Consider the following 17,014-nt stretch of genomic DNA (forward strand, 5'->3'; position numbering starts at 1 on the left):
ATTGGGCCTCTACTAAAGGCTTCTAAGATGCGAGCTGGTTCGAAGGATAATTTAACCATATTATAAAGGTAGGAATGTAAAAAGATCAATAAAAAAGTCGAATCATGTATAAAAATGTAGAAAAGTGAATTACTGTATTTCATCCAAGGTGGCAAGCAAAATATTAAACGCACTTATGATCCGCGGAGCACCCACACACGGAGCCAAATGTAGCAATATCCCCTTGAGTTGATCTACAGTTACCCCGACACTCAGAGCCATCGTGTAATGCACGCCTAGTTGTTCATACTGTCCTTGGGTGATCAACGAAGATATGATAGCGACTTCCTTCCATTGATCCGTAATGGTGGTGCGCTGAAAAATATCCCCATATGCTGTCCCCATAATAAATTCAGATAATTCGGGAAAATGCTCCTTGATTGGTGCAAGGGCTCTTGCGCCGTACTCACCAGAAAGTTTAGCAAAACGGTCCAGTCCCTGAGCTACATGTTCGCTCATGATATGCTCCTCCTAATTCAAAGTTACGGTGCGGTGAGCCGTAGGTGGAATTTCATCTCGATCAGTCAGAAGCTCAATGACAGTCACCTGATTCAACGTTTGGGCTGTGCTCAGCGCAGATGAGAATTCTTCATGTGTCTCTGCCCGGAAAGCGACAGCTCCCAGAGATTCGGCGAATTTGGCTGCATCCATGGGAACCTCAAATAAGGTGCCATCGATCCTGCCTGTTGTTTTTTTCATTCCTTTGAGAGCCATATCCAGTTGTTTGTTGTTAACGACAATGAAGATGACGTTCAGATTGTTGCATACCGCGGTATGGATCTCCGTCCCCAGCATCATGAAACATCCATCCCCGGTGATACATACGACGGTCTCTTCAGGTGAAGCGGTCTTTGCACCTATCGCCATACCAATGGCATTACCCATGCAGGCAAAGTAAGCGTCAAACACAAAGCTGCCTGGTTTCTTGACTTTATATCGCTGGACCGCATGAAATCCGTGGCTGCCATCATCAACAAAAAGCTTATGATCGTACGGAAGCAGATCGCTCATTCCGTCTAACACAGAAGCCAGAGACAGTTGGGGGAGATCTGGTAAAGGGACAGTGTAATCGATGGGTGCCGTGGTTCTCACAGGAGTAGGAAGTTCTTCTAATGTGCCCAGCAAATATTGCAGGTTGTCCTTCAAATCACCGGTGATATGTAAGGTTTGAGCGCTCATAATCTTACCCACAAATGTAGGATCAGTATCAAATTGAATGAGGTGTGCCGGGTGGTTCTCAGGTTTCAGATTGCATAGGGTCATATCACTCAGACGTGAACCGAGTACAATATAAAGGTCACTTTGGTTCAACATGTCGTCTGCATGTGGAAATCCTCCAACACCACAAGGTCCATGGTACAGGGGATGGTCCCACGCAATCGCTCCTTTTCCACCAGGCGTAGTAATGACAGGAATGTTGAACGATTCGGCCAATTGAAGCAATTCATCATGGGCTCTGGCACGACTTACACCTTTACCAGCAATAATTAAAGGGCGGTTGGATTGTTGAATGAGAGGGAAAATACGATTCAGGTTAGATATACTAAAAAGAGGTTCCGGTTCGGGAATGATAATCCGGCATTCCGATAACAATTCAGTCTGTACGTCAAAAGGAAGACAGAGGTGAACAGGGCCTTTATTCGGACCAAGGGCAATGGATAAGGCATGATTCAGTAGGGTGCCGAAGTGATCTCCACGCTCAACGAGTTTACTGAATAATGTGGCAGGCCGGAACATCTCGGCTAGATCAGCCAGATAGGAAGAGGAATCCTGGCACTGAGGTAGCCCCAGTTCCTGGATGGATTGATGACCCGTAATAAATAGAACGGGCAGATTGTTGGCCTTTGCATGGGCTGCTGCAGTAAGCAGATTGGTTCCGCCTGGACCGGATGTGGCAAAGGCAACGCCGAGTTTACCCGTCTGTAATGCATAACCGGATGCGGCAAAACCTGAGCTGGATTCATGACGGCCTGGAATGAACTCTAATCCGTAATCCACCATTTTCAGTACAGCAGGGCAGATGGATTTACCAATAATACCAAAGACATGAGTAACGCCTAGATTACGCAGAGTTTCTGCCAAATAGTCCGCAACTGTTCTCATGCGGGACACCTCGCTTCATGAAATAGGTTATTAGAACCATACGCATATTCCATTTGTTGAATGCAAGTTACTATCTAAGGTTGTAAGAGGAAATATTCATTGTTATTAGGAAGAGTATCTTTTTTTGTGGTTTTTTGTCAACCTGTATTTGTGAGTCTAAATTCCTGATTCTTAAGTTGGTAACGCTTTAAGTGTTGCTGGATAAAGTGAAAACAATTGATTATATATCCCTGGAACGAATTACCCAGTAGTTGCGAAGTTCAAATAATGTAAAAATATGACTGACAATGATGAATTTCAGTCTCTAATAGCGACTTGAAAGCTAGGGATTTATCTTTTTTCGTATCAACGCATCGCATTCGCAATTCTTTGCTTTCTGCTATACTGGAAAGGAATTGGAGGGGGATGGAATGACAGTCATCAAGATGGCTCTAATTGGGCTGGGTAAAATGGGATTACATATGGTTCATCTCATCGAGAATACAAAGATGGACACGGAGATTGAGATTGTTGCGGTGTGTGATGCGAATGAGGAAAGTTTGGCGTCTTTTGCAGCTTCTCATCGGGGAGTTAGGACGTATACGGATTACAAGCAATTGATGAATGAACATCAGATTGATCTGTTGTATATTGCAGTTCCGCCGAAATTTCATTATCCGGTTGTCATGGAGGCGCTGGAGCGCAAAATTCATGTATTCTGCGAGAAACCGCTTGCCAATAGTATAGAAGAAGCCAAAAAGATGCTGGATGCAGCGCAAAAAGCGGGCGTTGTTCATGCCATCCATTTCTCGATGCCGCATGAACCTTCCGTGCTGAAGTTGCAAGAGATGATTGAGCAGGATACTGTGGGGGCCATTCGCAAAATAGATCTCATTTTGCAATTCCCGCAGTGGCCACGATCATGGCAACAGAATGCATGGATTACAAGCCGGGAACAGGGTGGATTTATTCTTGAAGTGGGGATTCACTGGATTCATATGATTCAAAAGGTGTTTGGTGCCATCCGGGTAGTGAGCACTCAGGTTCAATATCCTGAGAATGGAGACTGTGAACTAGAAGTACAGGCTGCAATGGAACTGGAAGACGGAATCCGAATTCAGCTGAACGGCATCTCTCAATTTGCGGGGGAAGAACGTGTATCCATGGTGGTGTATGGCACAAAAGGCACGATTGCGCTGGAAAATTGGGAAGAATTGAAGACTGGCATGGTGGGGCAGCCACTTTCTCCTGTGGAAGTGCTTGAGTCCGCCAGTGAATTGCCGGTTCTTAAACATGTGATTGCACGTATACAAGGCAAACCAGCTAAGATATATGACTTTAACGATGGGTATCAGGCACAATTGATACTGGAAGCGTTACGGAACACGGAACAATCAGGATAAGAAAAGGAGTGTCAGGTTTTTTCATTTCGAAGTGCCTGCTGTACCTTTAAAATGTATCAGCTCTCCGTAACACCAAGAAGCATCGCAGTGGCCCAGGTGTGCCTGTCTGCGATGCTTCTTTCCTGTGTTTTGGCGCAAAATAGAGCTACATAGACATTCTATCGTTATGTTGTATGTTGATTCAGGTCACGCCAGCTTGAATCGCTTAACCAGCTGATCAAGTGTATCCGACATTTCATTCAACTGCTTGGACGTGTCAGACATTTCCTGCAGGGAAGCAAGTTGCTCCTCCGTCATCGCAGATACTTCTTCCGTGGCTGATGCAGTATCTTCCACAACAGCCGATACTTCATTGATGGACTTCATCACAGCCTCACTACCGGAAGTTAACTCCTCGACAACAGCAGATACCTCCAAAACTTCACCGCTGAGGTTATGAATATGCTGAGTAATGGTTGAAAAAGCATTACCTGCATCCTCAATGGTCCGCAACCCTTCATTCACATGTAGAGTACTCTCATCAACCACCTGCACCGTACTCTGAACACCTGCTACCACGGTTTCCAATATACTTGTAATCTCTTTGGCTGATGTTGCACTTTGGTCTGCAAGATTACGAATTTCCGCAGCAACAACAGCGAAGCCGCGTCCATTTTCCCCAGCGCGGGCAGCTTCGATTCCGGCGTTAAGTGCAAGCAGATTGGTTTGTCTCGCAATACCTGACATTGAATCTGCAATGTTGATCACTTGATCAGACATCTTCGAAATTTCATTAATGGCTTCCTGTACAGAGAGGAAGGATTGCTCAATGGAACTCATTTTACCTACAGCATTATCAATGCGCTGTTGCCCATCCACGGCAATGGATTCGGTACGAACTGCACGGCCTGCCACGTCACTTGCCGAGGAGGCGACACGATTAAGGCCGTGGAGGGATTGCTGCATCGCAGCTACCATGGTTTGCGTAAGAGCAACCTGTTCATCAGCGCCTTCAGCTACACGTTCCATGGCAGTGGCAACTTCTTTTCCTGCAAGATGGCTATCGGCAACCCCTTTATCCAATCGATCCGAAGCTTTACTCAGAATCATGGCATTGCTCTGAACGTCCAGCATCATTTGCTGCAAACCAGTGAGCATTGTATTGGCTGCCTCCGCGAGTTCACGAGTTTCGTCTTTCATTGGCGTAGCGATTCTCAGTGTCAGGTCACCATTGGAAGAACCGATGTCATTTAATGCCTGCTTCACGGTACGGATGTTTCTAACAATGGCACGTGACAGGACCAATGCAGTGATGAACGAGATAATGGCCACAACGATAAGTGCCCCATACAGTTCCAGGTTCAGTAGTGTGTTTTTTTGCTTCAGTGCTTCTGTACGGTTATCGGTTAACGTATGCTCGTTGGTTCGAAACGTATCGAGAGCAGTCCGAATCTGGTCCATGTCTCTTTTACCTGGATCATCTGCGAAAAAATCTCGAATGGCCTGCGTATTATTTACTTGGCGAAGGGCGACCATAGGTTCACCAGCGACCTGGACCCAGTTCTCCATATTAGTATGTATGTCTTCCAAAAGTGCAAGTTGAGCCGGATTATCCGAAATTAAAGCAGCAAGTTCATCTTTGAGTGTAATAAGTTGCGCTTTTCCTTGGGTGTAGGGATCGAGATAATTGTCCTGACCCGTGATGATGTAACCGCGTTGACCTGTTTCCATATCTACCATGTTTCTTTCGAGTTCATAGGTGAGGGCGTGTACCCTCATATCGTGATCGACCAGAAAATCCAGTTCCCGTTGAAGCTGACTTGTGTTGTTCTGAATCAGCAGGATGCAACCAGCCAGTACAGCCAGTACGAGTAAATATCCTAATCCGATCTTATAAAAAATCTTAAAGGTCTTTCGCTTTTTCATGTTTGTTATTCCTCTCTCTGGGGTATATGTAGTTGTCGAAAAAACCGAAAATGTGATAAATGTAGGTCTTTAGATCAGGTGTCTGAAGAACTATTTTTTTAGTATTATACGCAAAGAAATTTATTTTGTACATAGTTTGTTTAACTATAATATAACGTTTGGTTGATGTTGTGTAAGGTTGGGGTTGATGATCTTTTACAATCGTTGGTTTACACGTCTGAACGTTATGTTTATCATGGGAAGGGAACGATTCCAATTACATATACAATATCCCAATCCGAAAGGAACATTGGACATGAATAAAGAGAAGGTATTGCTCAAACCGGAAGCGATGATTTTTGACATGGATGGTACGCTGTTCCAGACAGAGACCCTGTTGTTGCCAGCTTACCAGCAACTATTTGATACATTGCGTGCCGAAGGGCATTTTGAAGGAGAAACTCCACCCGAGGAACGGATGCTGGGAAGTTTGGGCATGTTGCTCGAAGATATATGGAAAGTGGTTATGCCTGAGGCATCGGAAGCGGCACATCGCCGTGCAGACGAACTGTTGCTTCAACTGGAGATTGAGGGGCTTGATCAAGGAAGTTCCCAATTGTATCCTGGGGTGAAAGAAACACTGCAAGCATTAAAACAACAAGGAGTGCGTCTTTTTGTCGCAAGTAACGGGCTGGAGGACTATGTGAAGGGTGTGGCGTTTGCACACGAGATTATGCCTTTCTTTGAAGGGGTATACAGTGCAGGCCAGTACAAGACTCCTTCCAAGATTAATCTGGTGCAGATCCTGCTTGAGAAACATCGTATTCAGGACGCATGGATGGTAGGGGATCGCTCTTCTGATGTGGAAGCTGGTAAAATGAACGGTCAGGCGGTCATCGGCTGTGCTTATGCCGGGTTTGGCCGTGATGAGGAGCTTGCGGGCTCAGATGTGCTCATCTCTGATTTTACAGAACTGCTGCGTCTGTATGATGAAGCAGAGTAGCCTATACGCTACATACGTATACTGAGATTTAAGATTACGAACCGCATGATATGAACCTGTAGACTCAACGGAAATTCGTTGAATACAGGTTTTTTTGTATGGTCATGCAGTCACATTCTCCCCTGTAAAAAGTTGATTTCCCTATCCCGCCTACCTCCATATTCCCTCTATACTTCATTCAAAAGCTATAGGGGGTCCGATTCTGGTGAAACCATCCAAAATACATGCCTATATGTTCATCTTTCCAAGTCTTTTTTTAACCCTTGTATTTGGGATCTATCCGCTGTTATGGGCGCTGCGTTACATGTTCTATGATTATCAAGGCATCGGGACGCCTGTCTTTATCGGGCTTGATAATTTTGGACGCATTTTGCGTGACGGGCAATTCTGGGATTCTGTAGGCAACACGGGTGTGTACGCCCTGGGCAAACTCGTTGTTACAATTCCACTGTCGTTAACTCTGGCGATTATTCTGAATCGCAAATGGAGAGGGCGATCCCTCTTTAGGGCGATCTATTATCTCCCCACTATTTTTAGTGCTTCGGTCATGGCGATTGTATTCTTTATTATTTTCAACTCTTATAACGGAATATTGAACCAATTGCTGCTCAAGTATCATGTGATCTCCGAATCCATTAGCTGGCTGGGGGCTGAACATGCCATGCTAACAACCATCATCATCGCCATCTGGGGGGCTGTGGGCAACTATATGTTGTTGTTCATTGCGGGTCTTCAGAGCATTCCCGAAGAGCTTTATGAGGCGGCATCGCTGGATGGAGCGAGTGAGTTTCAGAAACTGCGGAATGTAACAATTCCATTGCTGGGTCCAGTCTTGCAGATGATCATCATGCTGGCAATTACCACGGCGCTGAAAGGTTACGAGAGTATTATGGTGCTTACCGAAGGAGGGCCGTATGGCAAAACAGAGGTGATGTATCTGTATTTGTTTAAACTGTTGTTTCCCGTGTCGGCTGACACCCAATCACTCCAGCAGCTCGGTTATGGCAGTGCGGTTGGTTTCACAACGGCTCTCATCGTAGGGGCTGTGACGCTCATTTATTTCCGTATATCCAAAAAGCTCAATGATGTCTATTAAAATGAAAAACAGACTTTTTGAACACGTATAAATTAATCAGGAGGAAACGATGATGACTCAAAATGTGCTTGCGCCCTCAGGGTCTCCCCAACTCATTCGCTGGACCAAACGAACGGTACTTTGGCTGTTTTTGATCGCAATTGCTCTGCTGTCGTTGTTCCCCATCATACTTGTATTGCTCGGTTCCTTCAAAACAAACCAGGAATTGACCGGAGGGGCTACCATCTGGCCGAAGATTTGGCAGTTCTCCAACTATGCTCAGGCCTGGAAAACCGCCAATTTTTCAGGTTTTACGATGAACAGCGTGTTTGTTAGCATCAGTACCACAGTTGGCACGTTGCTGGTAGCTTCGATGTCAGCCTATGCTGTGGATCGAGTGAATTTCAAAGGGAAAAAGGGGTACACCTTGCTCATGGCATCCACTCTGTTTATCTCCATTGGCGCGGTTGTGCTGCGTCCGCAATTTGACCTCATGGTTAAGCTGGGGCTGAATACCACGTTGTGGGGCGTTATTATTATACTGATCAGCGCACACGCTGCCACATACTTTATTCTCATTGGTTTCTTCAAGAGCATCCCGCGCGAACTGGATGAAGCGGCGATGATTGATGGCTGTAATTTCTTCACCACATACTGGCGAATTATTCTTCCGCTCCTGCGGCCCGGACTCGCCGTTGCAGGTTTAGGGGTATTCCAGAGTTCATGGAATGAATATATTCTTCCTTTTGTATTCACCATGAGCAATCCGGATTTGCAGACTTTGCCGGTTGGGCTGGCTAATCTGCGATATGGCATCGGAGCTGCGGCTGAGGTCCAACTGATGATGGCCGGAGCCTGTCTGTCCATTTTGCCGCTGCTCATCGTTTATATTTTTGCCAACAAATCATTCATGCAGGTGACCTTGGGAGCTGTGAAAGGATAGGCGTGAGCACAATCATGGAAACGGTTTTACGGGTTATTCCACTGTGCTATACTCATTTTAATTCACAGCGGACGGGCCAAGCCGTGTTCAAGGAGCGAGCGCCGATGATATTCGACTTTTATAAAATGTCCCTGAAAAAAAGAATACAGCTGCTGTACATTTTTCTCGTTGTCCTGTGCATCAGTGTGACCGGGATATGCTCTTATCTCTTTGCTGCACGAAGCATTGAGCAGAATGCACTTGAACTGAAACAAAGCATTCTGAACAAATCAGTGCAGGTTATGGATGAACATCTAAGGCATATTGTTGTATCCTCTTTTTCTTTTATGCTCAATGAAGCATTCACCCAGGTCATGAAGGACGTGGGGAAAAATAACACATCTCATTATTATCAGAATCTCTCGCTGCTGCAAACATCGTTTGCTCAATTGAAGCTCGTAGAGCCACTGATTGATACCGCATATCTGACAACACCCATCGGTGATTTTTTCTCGACCAAAGATTTTCCGAATCGCAATAACCCGTTCGACAGGGAATACGGACGCTACGTGAAGCTGCAAGGCTGGAATACGATGTGGTTTGGTTCACATCAGAGTGAATTGTTCCAATCCCAAGGAAATGTGTTATCTCTGTTGCTCAAACCCATTGTGATCGATAATCATACCTATTCGAATGTATATATGGTCGTCAATATGAAGGAAGAGGCGATGCGAGACATTCTGACGCAGGATCTCATGAATAACCAGATTCAACTGTTTTTGCTGCACAAAAACGGAAATGAAGTCATTCGACCCAGGTCCCGAAATTACGATTTCATTATGGAGCCGGACTTTACCCAACAGTTTAGCCGTGGCGATGCTGGAGATTTTACCTATAGGAACGATCAGGGGGAGGACATGCTTGTTAACTATTCGGCATTGTCGATGAACGAGGATTGGGTCATGGTAAGTGTACAGTCCAAGGCTGACTTGTTGTCCCCCCTCCAAAAGATACGCTGGCTGATCATCCTGATCATGTTGTTTTGCATTTTGCTTGCACTTGGGTTGTCCAGGCTGCTGGCATCCGCTCTGCTGAAGCCACTGAACAAACTGCGACGCCTGATGGTTGAGGTGGAGTCCAATGATCTGGATGTACGGTTTCGCAGCAAGTATGACGATGAAGTCAGCGCTGTAGGGCATCGTTTCAATCGGATGTTGGACCAGATTCAGGTTCTGTTTGAAGAAGTACGGACAACAGAGCAAGACAAACGGCGGTTTGAAGTCAAGGCGCTTCAGGCGCAGGTTGATCCTCATTTCCTCTACAATACGCTGAATACAATGTTCTGGAAAAGTGAGAGCGGAGAGAAGAAGGATGTAAGTGAGATGATCGTCTCCTTATCCTTGTTATTCCGTCTGGGACTGAATGATGGGAAAGACATCACCAGTGTGGGGCAGGAGATCAAACATGTCGAACAATACATGCAGCTTCAGCAAAAATGTTATGAGGATCTGTTCGTTTATCGAATTGAGGTGGGGGACCCCTCTTGTTACGCTGTTGATATTTTAAAAATATTGCTTCAGCCCTTGGTCGAGAATTCCATCCTGCATGGATTCAATGACAAAGAAGATTTGGGCGTTATCCTGATCCGCATTGATCGTCAGGGTGACACACTACGGCTGGAGGTGGCTGACAATGGATGTGGGATGGATGTAGCCAGCATCTATGCTGAGGACGCTCCTGACGGGGGACGCAAAGGTTATGCCCTATCCAATCTCCATGGCAGACTAAGCCTGCACTACGGGGATGTGGCCTCGATTGTGTTTCATAGCAGTACAGATGTAGGAACAACAGTTGTTATCACGATTCCGATCACCTGAGGAGGGGCAGTATGGGCCAATTGACGATGTGTGTTATGGATGATATCCAGGCAGTTGTAAAGGGCATATCCTCAACTATTCCGTGGGAAGATCATCAGGTTCGGATTGTAGGCACGGCAGGCAATGGAGAGCGCGGTTGGTCCTTGTTGCTGGAGCAGCAACCCGACATCGTGATTAGTGATATCAGGATGCCCAAGCTGAGCGGACTGGACCTAATGAAGCGGGCATTGGATGCCGGACTGCGAGCCAAATTTATTTTCATCAGTGGTTATTCGGATTTCCAATATGCACAGGTAGCCATCAAGCTGGGGGCATCCGACTATTTGCTCAAACCGTTTACCCCTGAAGAAATACTCGGTGCGGTGTTGAAGGTAAGACAGGTGATTAAGGAAGAGCAGGCACAGTGCAAACAGTTGGAACAGTTGGAGCAGAAGGTGGAGAGCAGTAGCCAGTACGAGCGTCACAACTATCTCCTGGGCTTGTTGCGTCATGAAATCGGGGGCTTCCTGAATGAAAGTCGCTGGAACGAGCTGCATATTGATCTCGATTCCTCCAATCTTCTCGTGATGGTCATTGAGGTGGATGGTTATACGCGATATGGATACACGATGCATCTGGATGCCGAAATCGTTCCTTTTGCGGTCCAAAATATTGTGGGAGAAACCTTGAACCGCTATACCAAGGGCGTTGTTTTACGGGAAAACCGATACCGGCTTGCCGCCATATTTAACACACCAAGTCAGATCGATGTCTCCGAGCTCCTGGAGCAATGCCGCCAAAATGTGGAGCGATTCAGCAAAAAAACAGTCTCGATTGGTGTGGGTACGATTGCCCACAGACCACAGGAAATCTGGACGTCCTACGCACATGCAGATCAGGCGATATCCTATCGTTTTTACAGTGAAGGAAATTGCATCCTCAAGTATGCTGAACTGGAGAATCAGGCCTGTGTGGCCCCGGTATATCCTTTGGAGAAGGAAAAAGAGCTTTTTTACGCACTGAAATGTGGTAATGAGAGCACCTGTCACCGGATCATTGATGAAATTCTCGAAGAATGGCAGGTTTCCGAAGGTTTTCCCGAGCCGCTCACGATGATTCGTTTGTTGTCTGGACTGGCCTTTGCCATCTACCGTGCCTTTTGTGATGAGATTACAGCAGAGGAACGCTTGCGTCTGGAGGCCGACCTGACAGTGCTTGAGGCGATGCGCTCCTTGACGTTTGAGGGCTGGAGGGGATATATCAAGCATTTTAGCAGTATGGGATGCGAAATTATGGACAAAAAGCGACTCACCGATGTCAAACAGGCGATTAGCAAAGCACAGGAATATATCAGTCTGAATCTTGCAGAAAATCTGACGCTGCATGCCTGTGCCCAATCCGTGCATTTAAGTCCGAGTTATTTTGCCAATGCCTTCAAAAAGGAAACGGGCATAACGCCGATTCAATATATTACTAAGATGAGGATGGAAAAAGCAAAAGAGTTGCTGGTTGCAGGTGTACAAGTGCAAGAGATCTGCCAGAGGCTGGGTTATGAGGACAGGCCTTATTTCAGCGGTTTGTTCAAGAAATATTGCGGCATGACGCCAACCTGCTTCCGGCAAATGTATGAGAATTGAAACCGATACGGATCGTCATTTTTCCCACCATGCAAAGTCAGAATGTCCCTCACTTGCATGAAAGCGTAGCGATTATCATTACGTTAACGGATAACCAAACGGGTTGTCCAGACAAGCATAAGGGGGCATATCAATGGTTAAAAAGTGGATGGTGACTACGCTAAGTGCATTGCTGGCGCTAAGTTTGGCAGGTTGTTCTGCTGACAGTGGTACTTCGGCAAATAGCGAATCGGGGACCAGCGGGGAGAATGCCGGAGGGAAAACCAAAATCATATATTGGACACCGGACCGCCATGATGCTGATTTTATGAAATCCAAGATCGATGAGTTCAACCAGACGAACAAGGACAACATTGAAGTGGAGATGACCGTGATGGGGGACAACTACCCACAGGCGGTCGATATTGCTTTTGCCAGCAAGCAGGCACCCGATGTGCTGCAAGTTAATGATTTTCAGACGTATTATCAGAAGGGGTATCTCGCCCCGATCGATGGATACATGAGTGATGAGATGAAGGCCGTGTTTAAAGACAGCTTGATTGAAAATAAAAACACGATTGATGGAAAAATATATTCCCTCCCCAATACAGGGCAGGTCTGGCGGCTTGTGTATAACAAGGATATTTTCAAAAAAGCAGGGATCGAGAGTCCGCCAAAAACGTTGGCTGAGATGGTTGCGGATGCCAAAAAAATTACCGAAGTTGGTAAAGGTGAAGGAATCTATGGTTTTGCCAGCCCGTTCAAGAGCAGCAGCGGCTTCTGGAGAGCGGCCAATACGATCGCAGGTGCAAGCAGTAATGTTGGTATTGATGGTTACAACTACAAGACTGGCCAATTTGATTTTGGGATGTACAAGGATATCGCAATGGCACTCCGTCAGATGAATCAGGATGGCAGTATGCTGCCAGGGGTAGAAAGTCTGGACATCGATCCACTCAGAGCCCAGTTTGCACAAGGAAAAATTGGAATGTACATTAATCACTCCGGCGAACCAGGGGTATATAAAGATCAGTTTCCTACCAAAGAAAATTGGGCAGCGGCTCCTGTGCCAACAAATGATGGAACGATCAAGGGCGCTTCGCAAGTCATCGGGGGCTCCTACATCGGCATCAATGCAGATTCTGCCAATAAGGAAGCGGCATGGAAGTTTATGGAGTATGTGTACAGCACAGATCTTCAGAGTGAGTATTACGAAAAGGGATACGGAATCTCACTGATTCCTGCTGTACTAAGCTCTGACAAAAAACCAAGCATTCCGGGCATTGAAGGTTTCCTGCCCAAACGATATGATGCCATTTTCCCGGCAAATCCAAGTGTGGTGACCGAGAGTTCACTGGAAGGCACCAAATGGGGTGAGGCTTTTTCAATCTTTGTATTCACGGGTGGCGATCTCGATGCTGTGATCAAGGATCTGGATACAAGGTACAATGCAGCTCTGGAGAAAACCAAAGCGGCAGGGCTGACCAACATAACTGCTGATCCATCGTTCGATTCTTCCAAGCTTCAGGGTAAATTGTCCACAGAAGACTAATAAACGTTCATAGCGGCCGTGGTTTAACTACTTCGGTCGCTTATTCACAAGGAAAGGGGAAAAGCAAAATGATTATTAATCATGCGTCTACCGATGCATATATCATAAACGAAACGAGTTCCCGCAAGATCTTGGGCATGGGCGGTACATTAATGATGGTGGAGGTTACCTTTGCTAAAGGTGGTATTGGAGAAGTTCACTCTCATGATGCGCACGAGCAAGTCAGCTATATCGTCAAAGGCAGCTTTGAGGTACAGGTCGGTGAAGAAACTCGTATCTTAAAAGCAGGGGACAGCTTTTATGCCGGTTTTAACGTTCCGCATGGGGTCAAGGCCATGGAGGACTCCGTCATTCTGGATGTGTTTACCCCATTCCGTCAGGATTTCCTCGAGGCGTCCCAATGAGCGATTTTTACCTTTCGGCAACGGATCTGCAACGGGCTGCCCAATATTATGAAAAACATTTTCCGGAAGAAGCCCGAAATTCGCTCACGATTGCCAATCGTGCCATCCTGAATGAATTTATTGTTCCTTATACCAACGATCTGAATCGCTGGATTCCGATGGGGACACCTGTGGACTGGCTCGACAACCCGACCAATGATCTGGAGTTCACATGGGGCATCAATCGACACTGGCATATGCTCGATCTGGGCAAGGCGTATCTGATGAAGGGCAATCCGCTATATGTAACAGCATTTATTGACCACTTCCGTAGCTGGAGACAGCAAAACCCGGTTTCTGTAAATCTGGTTTATGACGAGGCTGTGTTCTTTCAAAAACCCGGTCCGTGGCGCCTGCTGGAGACGGGACTACGTGTGCAGTCCTGGATATCGGCATATAAATATATGGAAGCGAGTTCACTGATAGACGAAGGTTTTCAGGCGGAGTTCCGACAAGGTCTGGAAGAGCACGCCGAGTTTTTGACCCGTTACCTCGGCAGCACGGAAATCAATCATGCCATTATGCATATGCAAGGCTTGTTCATGATTGCTACGTTCTACCACCAGCACCCGCGAAGTCCACACTGGCGTCAAGTGGCGATGGAACGTCTTGAGCTGTGTTTGCTGCATCAGTTGGGTGAAGAGGGAATACAGGTTGAACTGACAACACATTACCACAATGCCAGCATCGAGATGTGTGGCACGCCTTATCGGTTGGGTGAGATTTCAGGACATCCTTTCTCGAAATGGTATGCCAGCTGTCTACGCCAAATGGCAGCATTTACTGAGGCGCTGATTCGACCAGATCACCAGTCTACCGGTATTGGTGATTCGGATTGGGTTGGCGATGGACGACAACGACTGACCCTGCTTGGAGCGATCCTGGACGATGATGATTTGATGGCTCGCGGAACGGATAGCTCGGAGTGTCTCTGGTTGCTGGGTGTGGAGAAATATGAGCGGTGCCTCCGTCTACAGGCTTCTTCTTCTCCAGCTTTGTCGAGCCGGGCTTTTCCGCAGACAGGATATTATGTTATGAGGGACAAGTATCAATATCTTTTTTTTGATGCGGCTGCCATGGGCGGAGCACATGGACATGCAGATGCGCTGAATGTGGAGTGGATGTGGAAGAACCAGCTTTTCTTCACGGACACCGGACGTTACACGTATGAAGAAGGGGAATGGCGTCGGTATTTCAAAAGTACGCGGGCGCACAATACCGTCACGGTGGATGGTCTGAATCAGACACCTTATCTCTCCACACAGCAATGGGGTGAACCGGAGGCTCAGGCCACAACGTTACGTTGGGAGAGCAATGACAGCTATCACTTCATTGATGCTTCGCAGGATGGATATACACATTTGCCAGATCCAGTTACACATCGCCGGTGGATGCTGGCAGGGGTGGAGATTCCTATACTACTAATTGTGGATTGGCTGGAGGCAGAAGCAGAGCATACTCTGGAGCAACGTTTTCACCTGCATCCGCAAGCGGATATTGCGTTGAGGATGAATGAAGCTGGAGAAATGACGGCGGATATGAGCTATGAGGCATCTTCCATAACGCTGACGATGCAATGGGTTACGGCAGGCATCGGGAAGGGAGCCTTCGCGTTGACGGAGCAGCCCGGCTGGGTATCTGAGGTGTATGGTTCCAAGTCGGAAACATCGGTCATCCAGGGCAAGACTGATTTCTCGGGAAAAGTGGGTATTCTGACGTTGTGCCTGCCTGCGGATCATATTGACCAGGTTACATGTGTTACCACATGCCAACTAGAACCTGACCTGATGAGATTGGCATTATCTTATGTGCAAGGTGAGGAAAAAGGGTATATTGTGATTGACAACGATACGCTGCAATGGACGAAAGAACAGAAATAAAAAACAGTAAAGCAGGAGTCTATGCTCGCACTTGGCGAACATAGACTCCTGCTTTATCTAATCCATTCACTTGACTTTCCTTTTTCTTTTTACTCTGGTGGATTTTTGCGAAACGGGCCTGGGAGTGGCTGGTTTTCTGGACGTTCCGGGAGGTCTGTTGCGATATACATATAAGGCATACTCCAGCGGTTGAGTGATGGCTTTATAATAGATATCCCGCTCCCCGATGCGAGCGAATACTTCACGCGCAGGTTTGGGATTAACTTCAAGCAGGTAGATACGTCCGCTTCTGTCAATCGCCAAATCCAGTGCCAGCTCACACAGGTCGCCATACGTATCTTCCAGAAACGAAGCAACATCAATGCCGAATTTCTCTGCAGTTGTGTTAATTTCTGCCCGGAGGTCGTCATCTTCGATCCATTGCTTCATGAGTCGGTTCATCGCTATTGCCTGACCGCCGCCATGCAGATTGGAGGTCACGCTTTTTTCTGCACCCATGCGTCCAGCACATCCAGTAAGCTCCCATTGTCCTTCACCATTCTTCTGAACGAGCATGCGATAATCATGCACACGTCCATTCGGAAGCTGAAGTTGAATCCCCTTTTGTACAAGATACTTGTCTTTCATGTTCCAGTGCTGGAGCAACGCGCCAAGTCGTGAGAAATGAACTTTACGTGGAGTGATGATACGACGTTTCTGATCCCGCCCCTGAACAAGCACCGTATTAGCCTCGCTACTGCTGCGTTCAATGCGCAGAATACCACGTCCGCCTGTTCCATTAATGGGTTTGAGATAGACCAGGGAAGAAACTTTGAGCATCCGGTTTACATCGGACATATCCTGAAATAGAGCGGTTTCCGGCAGGTGTTCACGAAAGTTGGCTTTTTGTAAAAGGGTCTGGTGGATGGTCCATTTATTGCGCAGTGGCCTGTTCAGAAAGAGCAGATGCCCATATTTCTCACGAAAAGCAAGCAATTGCTGGAACCTTCGGTTACGTTGAATCCGGCAGCGATCAAAGATCAGGTCCGGGAATGATCGCCACTCCCTGGACCAGCCTTTTCCCTCATGAAAAACCATGGCTTCAATTTGTTTGCCCCCGGGGTGTACGTCGGCTGGTGTGAATACATAGATATCGAGTCCCCGCTTGCGCCCTTCAAGAATCATTCTACGATAGACGCTTCGTTCTTCAAGAGCGCGATGTTCATTTAAGTACAACGTCATAATGCCCAGAACAGGTGAGGACACAAACAATCACCTTC

General features: G+C 46.8%; 13 protein-coding genes. 9 read left to right on the forward strand and 4 right to left on the reverse strand.

Annotated features, from left to right (window positions below):
* Nucleotides 1-129: 129 nt before the first annotated feature.
* The gene (locus MHB43_RS09965) at nt 130-498 is read right to left on the reverse strand and encodes a carboxymuconolactone decarboxylase family protein (protein ID WP_017689521.1); all 369 of its coding nucleotides are present in this window, start codon (nt 496-498) and stop codon (nt 130-132) included.
* Nucleotides 499-510: 12 nt separating this feature from the next.
* Nucleotides 511-2,142, reverse strand: coding sequence for a thiamine pyrophosphate-binding protein (locus tag MHB43_RS09970; RefSeq protein ID WP_405131846.1), 1,632 nt, complete (start codon nt 2,140-2,142; stop codon nt 511-513).
* A 410-nt stretch (nt 2,143-2,552) separates the two neighbouring features.
* On the opposite strand from MHB43_RS09970, the gene MHB43_RS09975 reads away from it, so the two are divergent.
* The gene (locus tag MHB43_RS09975; protein WP_339183630.1) at nt 2,553-3,524 is read left to right on the forward strand and encodes a Gfo/Idh/MocA family oxidoreductase; all 972 of its coding nucleotides are present in this window, start codon (nt 2,553-2,555) and stop codon (nt 3,522-3,524) included.
* A 186-nt stretch (nt 3,525-3,710) separates the two neighbouring features.
* On the opposite strand, the gene MHB43_RS09980 is transcribed toward MHB43_RS09975, so the two are convergent.
* Nucleotides 3,711-5,429 (reverse strand): methyl-accepting chemotaxis protein, encoded by a 1,719-nt coding sequence (locus tag MHB43_RS09980; protein WP_339183632.1) that lies wholly within the window; start codon nt 5,427-5,429, stop codon nt 3,711-3,713.
* 295 nt (nt 5,430-5,724) lie between these two features.
* Between MHB43_RS09980 and MHB43_RS09985 the strand changes: the two genes are divergently transcribed.
* The 8 genes from MHB43_RS09985 (at nt 5,725) to MHB43_RS10020 (ending at nt 15,755) form a co-directional block, all read left to right on the forward strand.
* The gene (locus tag MHB43_RS09985; protein WP_047844222.1) at nt 5,725-6,411 is read left to right on the forward strand and encodes an HAD family hydrolase; all 687 of its coding nucleotides are present in this window, start codon (nt 5,725-5,727) and stop codon (nt 6,409-6,411) included.
* Nucleotides 6,412-6,616: 205 nt separating this feature from the next.
* Nucleotides 6,617-7,507: a carbohydrate ABC transporter permease gene (locus MHB43_RS09990; RefSeq protein ID WP_076209116.1), complete on the forward strand. Its 891-nt coding sequence runs from the start codon at nt 6,617-6,619 to the stop codon at nt 7,505-7,507.
* A gap of 52 nt (nt 7,508-7,559) precedes the next feature.
* Nucleotides 7,560-8,429, forward strand: a complete 870-nt coding sequence (locus MHB43_RS09995) for a carbohydrate ABC transporter permease (protein WP_076327005.1) — start codon at nt 7,560-7,562, stop codon at nt 8,427-8,429.
* A 104-nt stretch (nt 8,430-8,533) separates the two neighbouring features.
* On the forward strand, nt 8,534-10,285 hold the full coding sequence (locus MHB43_RS10000) for a sensor histidine kinase (protein WP_405131847.1): 1,752 nt from the start codon (nt 8,534-8,536) through the stop codon (nt 10,283-10,285).
* A gap of 11 nt (nt 10,286-10,296) precedes the next feature.
* The gene (locus MHB43_RS10005; protein WP_405131848.1) at nt 10,297-11,901 is read left to right on the forward strand and encodes a helix-turn-helix domain-containing protein; all 1,605 of its coding nucleotides are present in this window, start codon (nt 10,297-10,299) and stop codon (nt 11,899-11,901) included.
* 133 nt (nt 11,902-12,034) lie between these two features.
* On the forward strand, nt 12,035-13,432 hold the full coding sequence (locus MHB43_RS10010) for an ABC transporter substrate-binding protein (RefSeq protein ID WP_405131849.1): 1,398 nt from the start codon (nt 12,035-12,037) through the stop codon (nt 13,430-13,432).
* A 68-nt stretch (nt 13,433-13,500) separates the two neighbouring features.
* On the forward strand, nt 13,501-13,836 hold the full coding sequence (locus tag MHB43_RS10015; RefSeq protein ID WP_405131850.1) for a cupin domain-containing protein: 336 nt from the start codon (nt 13,501-13,503) through the stop codon (nt 13,834-13,836).
* Nucleotides 13,833-15,755, forward strand: a complete 1,923-nt coding sequence (locus MHB43_RS10020; RefSeq protein WP_405131851.1) for an alginate lyase family protein — start codon at nt 13,833-13,835, stop codon at nt 15,753-15,755. Before MHB43_RS10015 ends, MHB43_RS10020 begins: the two co-directional genes overlap by 4 nt.
* Nucleotides 15,756-15,821: 66 nt before the next feature.
* Here MHB43_RS10020 and MHB43_RS10025 read toward each other — a convergent pair whose 3' ends face one another.
* Nucleotides 15,822-17,000: a YheC/YheD family protein gene (locus tag MHB43_RS10025; RefSeq protein ID WP_339183647.1), complete on the reverse strand. Its 1,179-nt coding sequence runs from the start codon at nt 16,998-17,000 to the stop codon at nt 15,822-15,824.
* Nucleotides 17,001-17,014 lie beyond the last annotated feature (14 nt).

This window comes from Paenibacillus sp. FSL H8-0317 (genome assembly GCF_045040685.1).
Lineage (GTDB): Bacteria > Bacillota > Bacilli > Paenibacillales > Paenibacillaceae > Paenibacillus.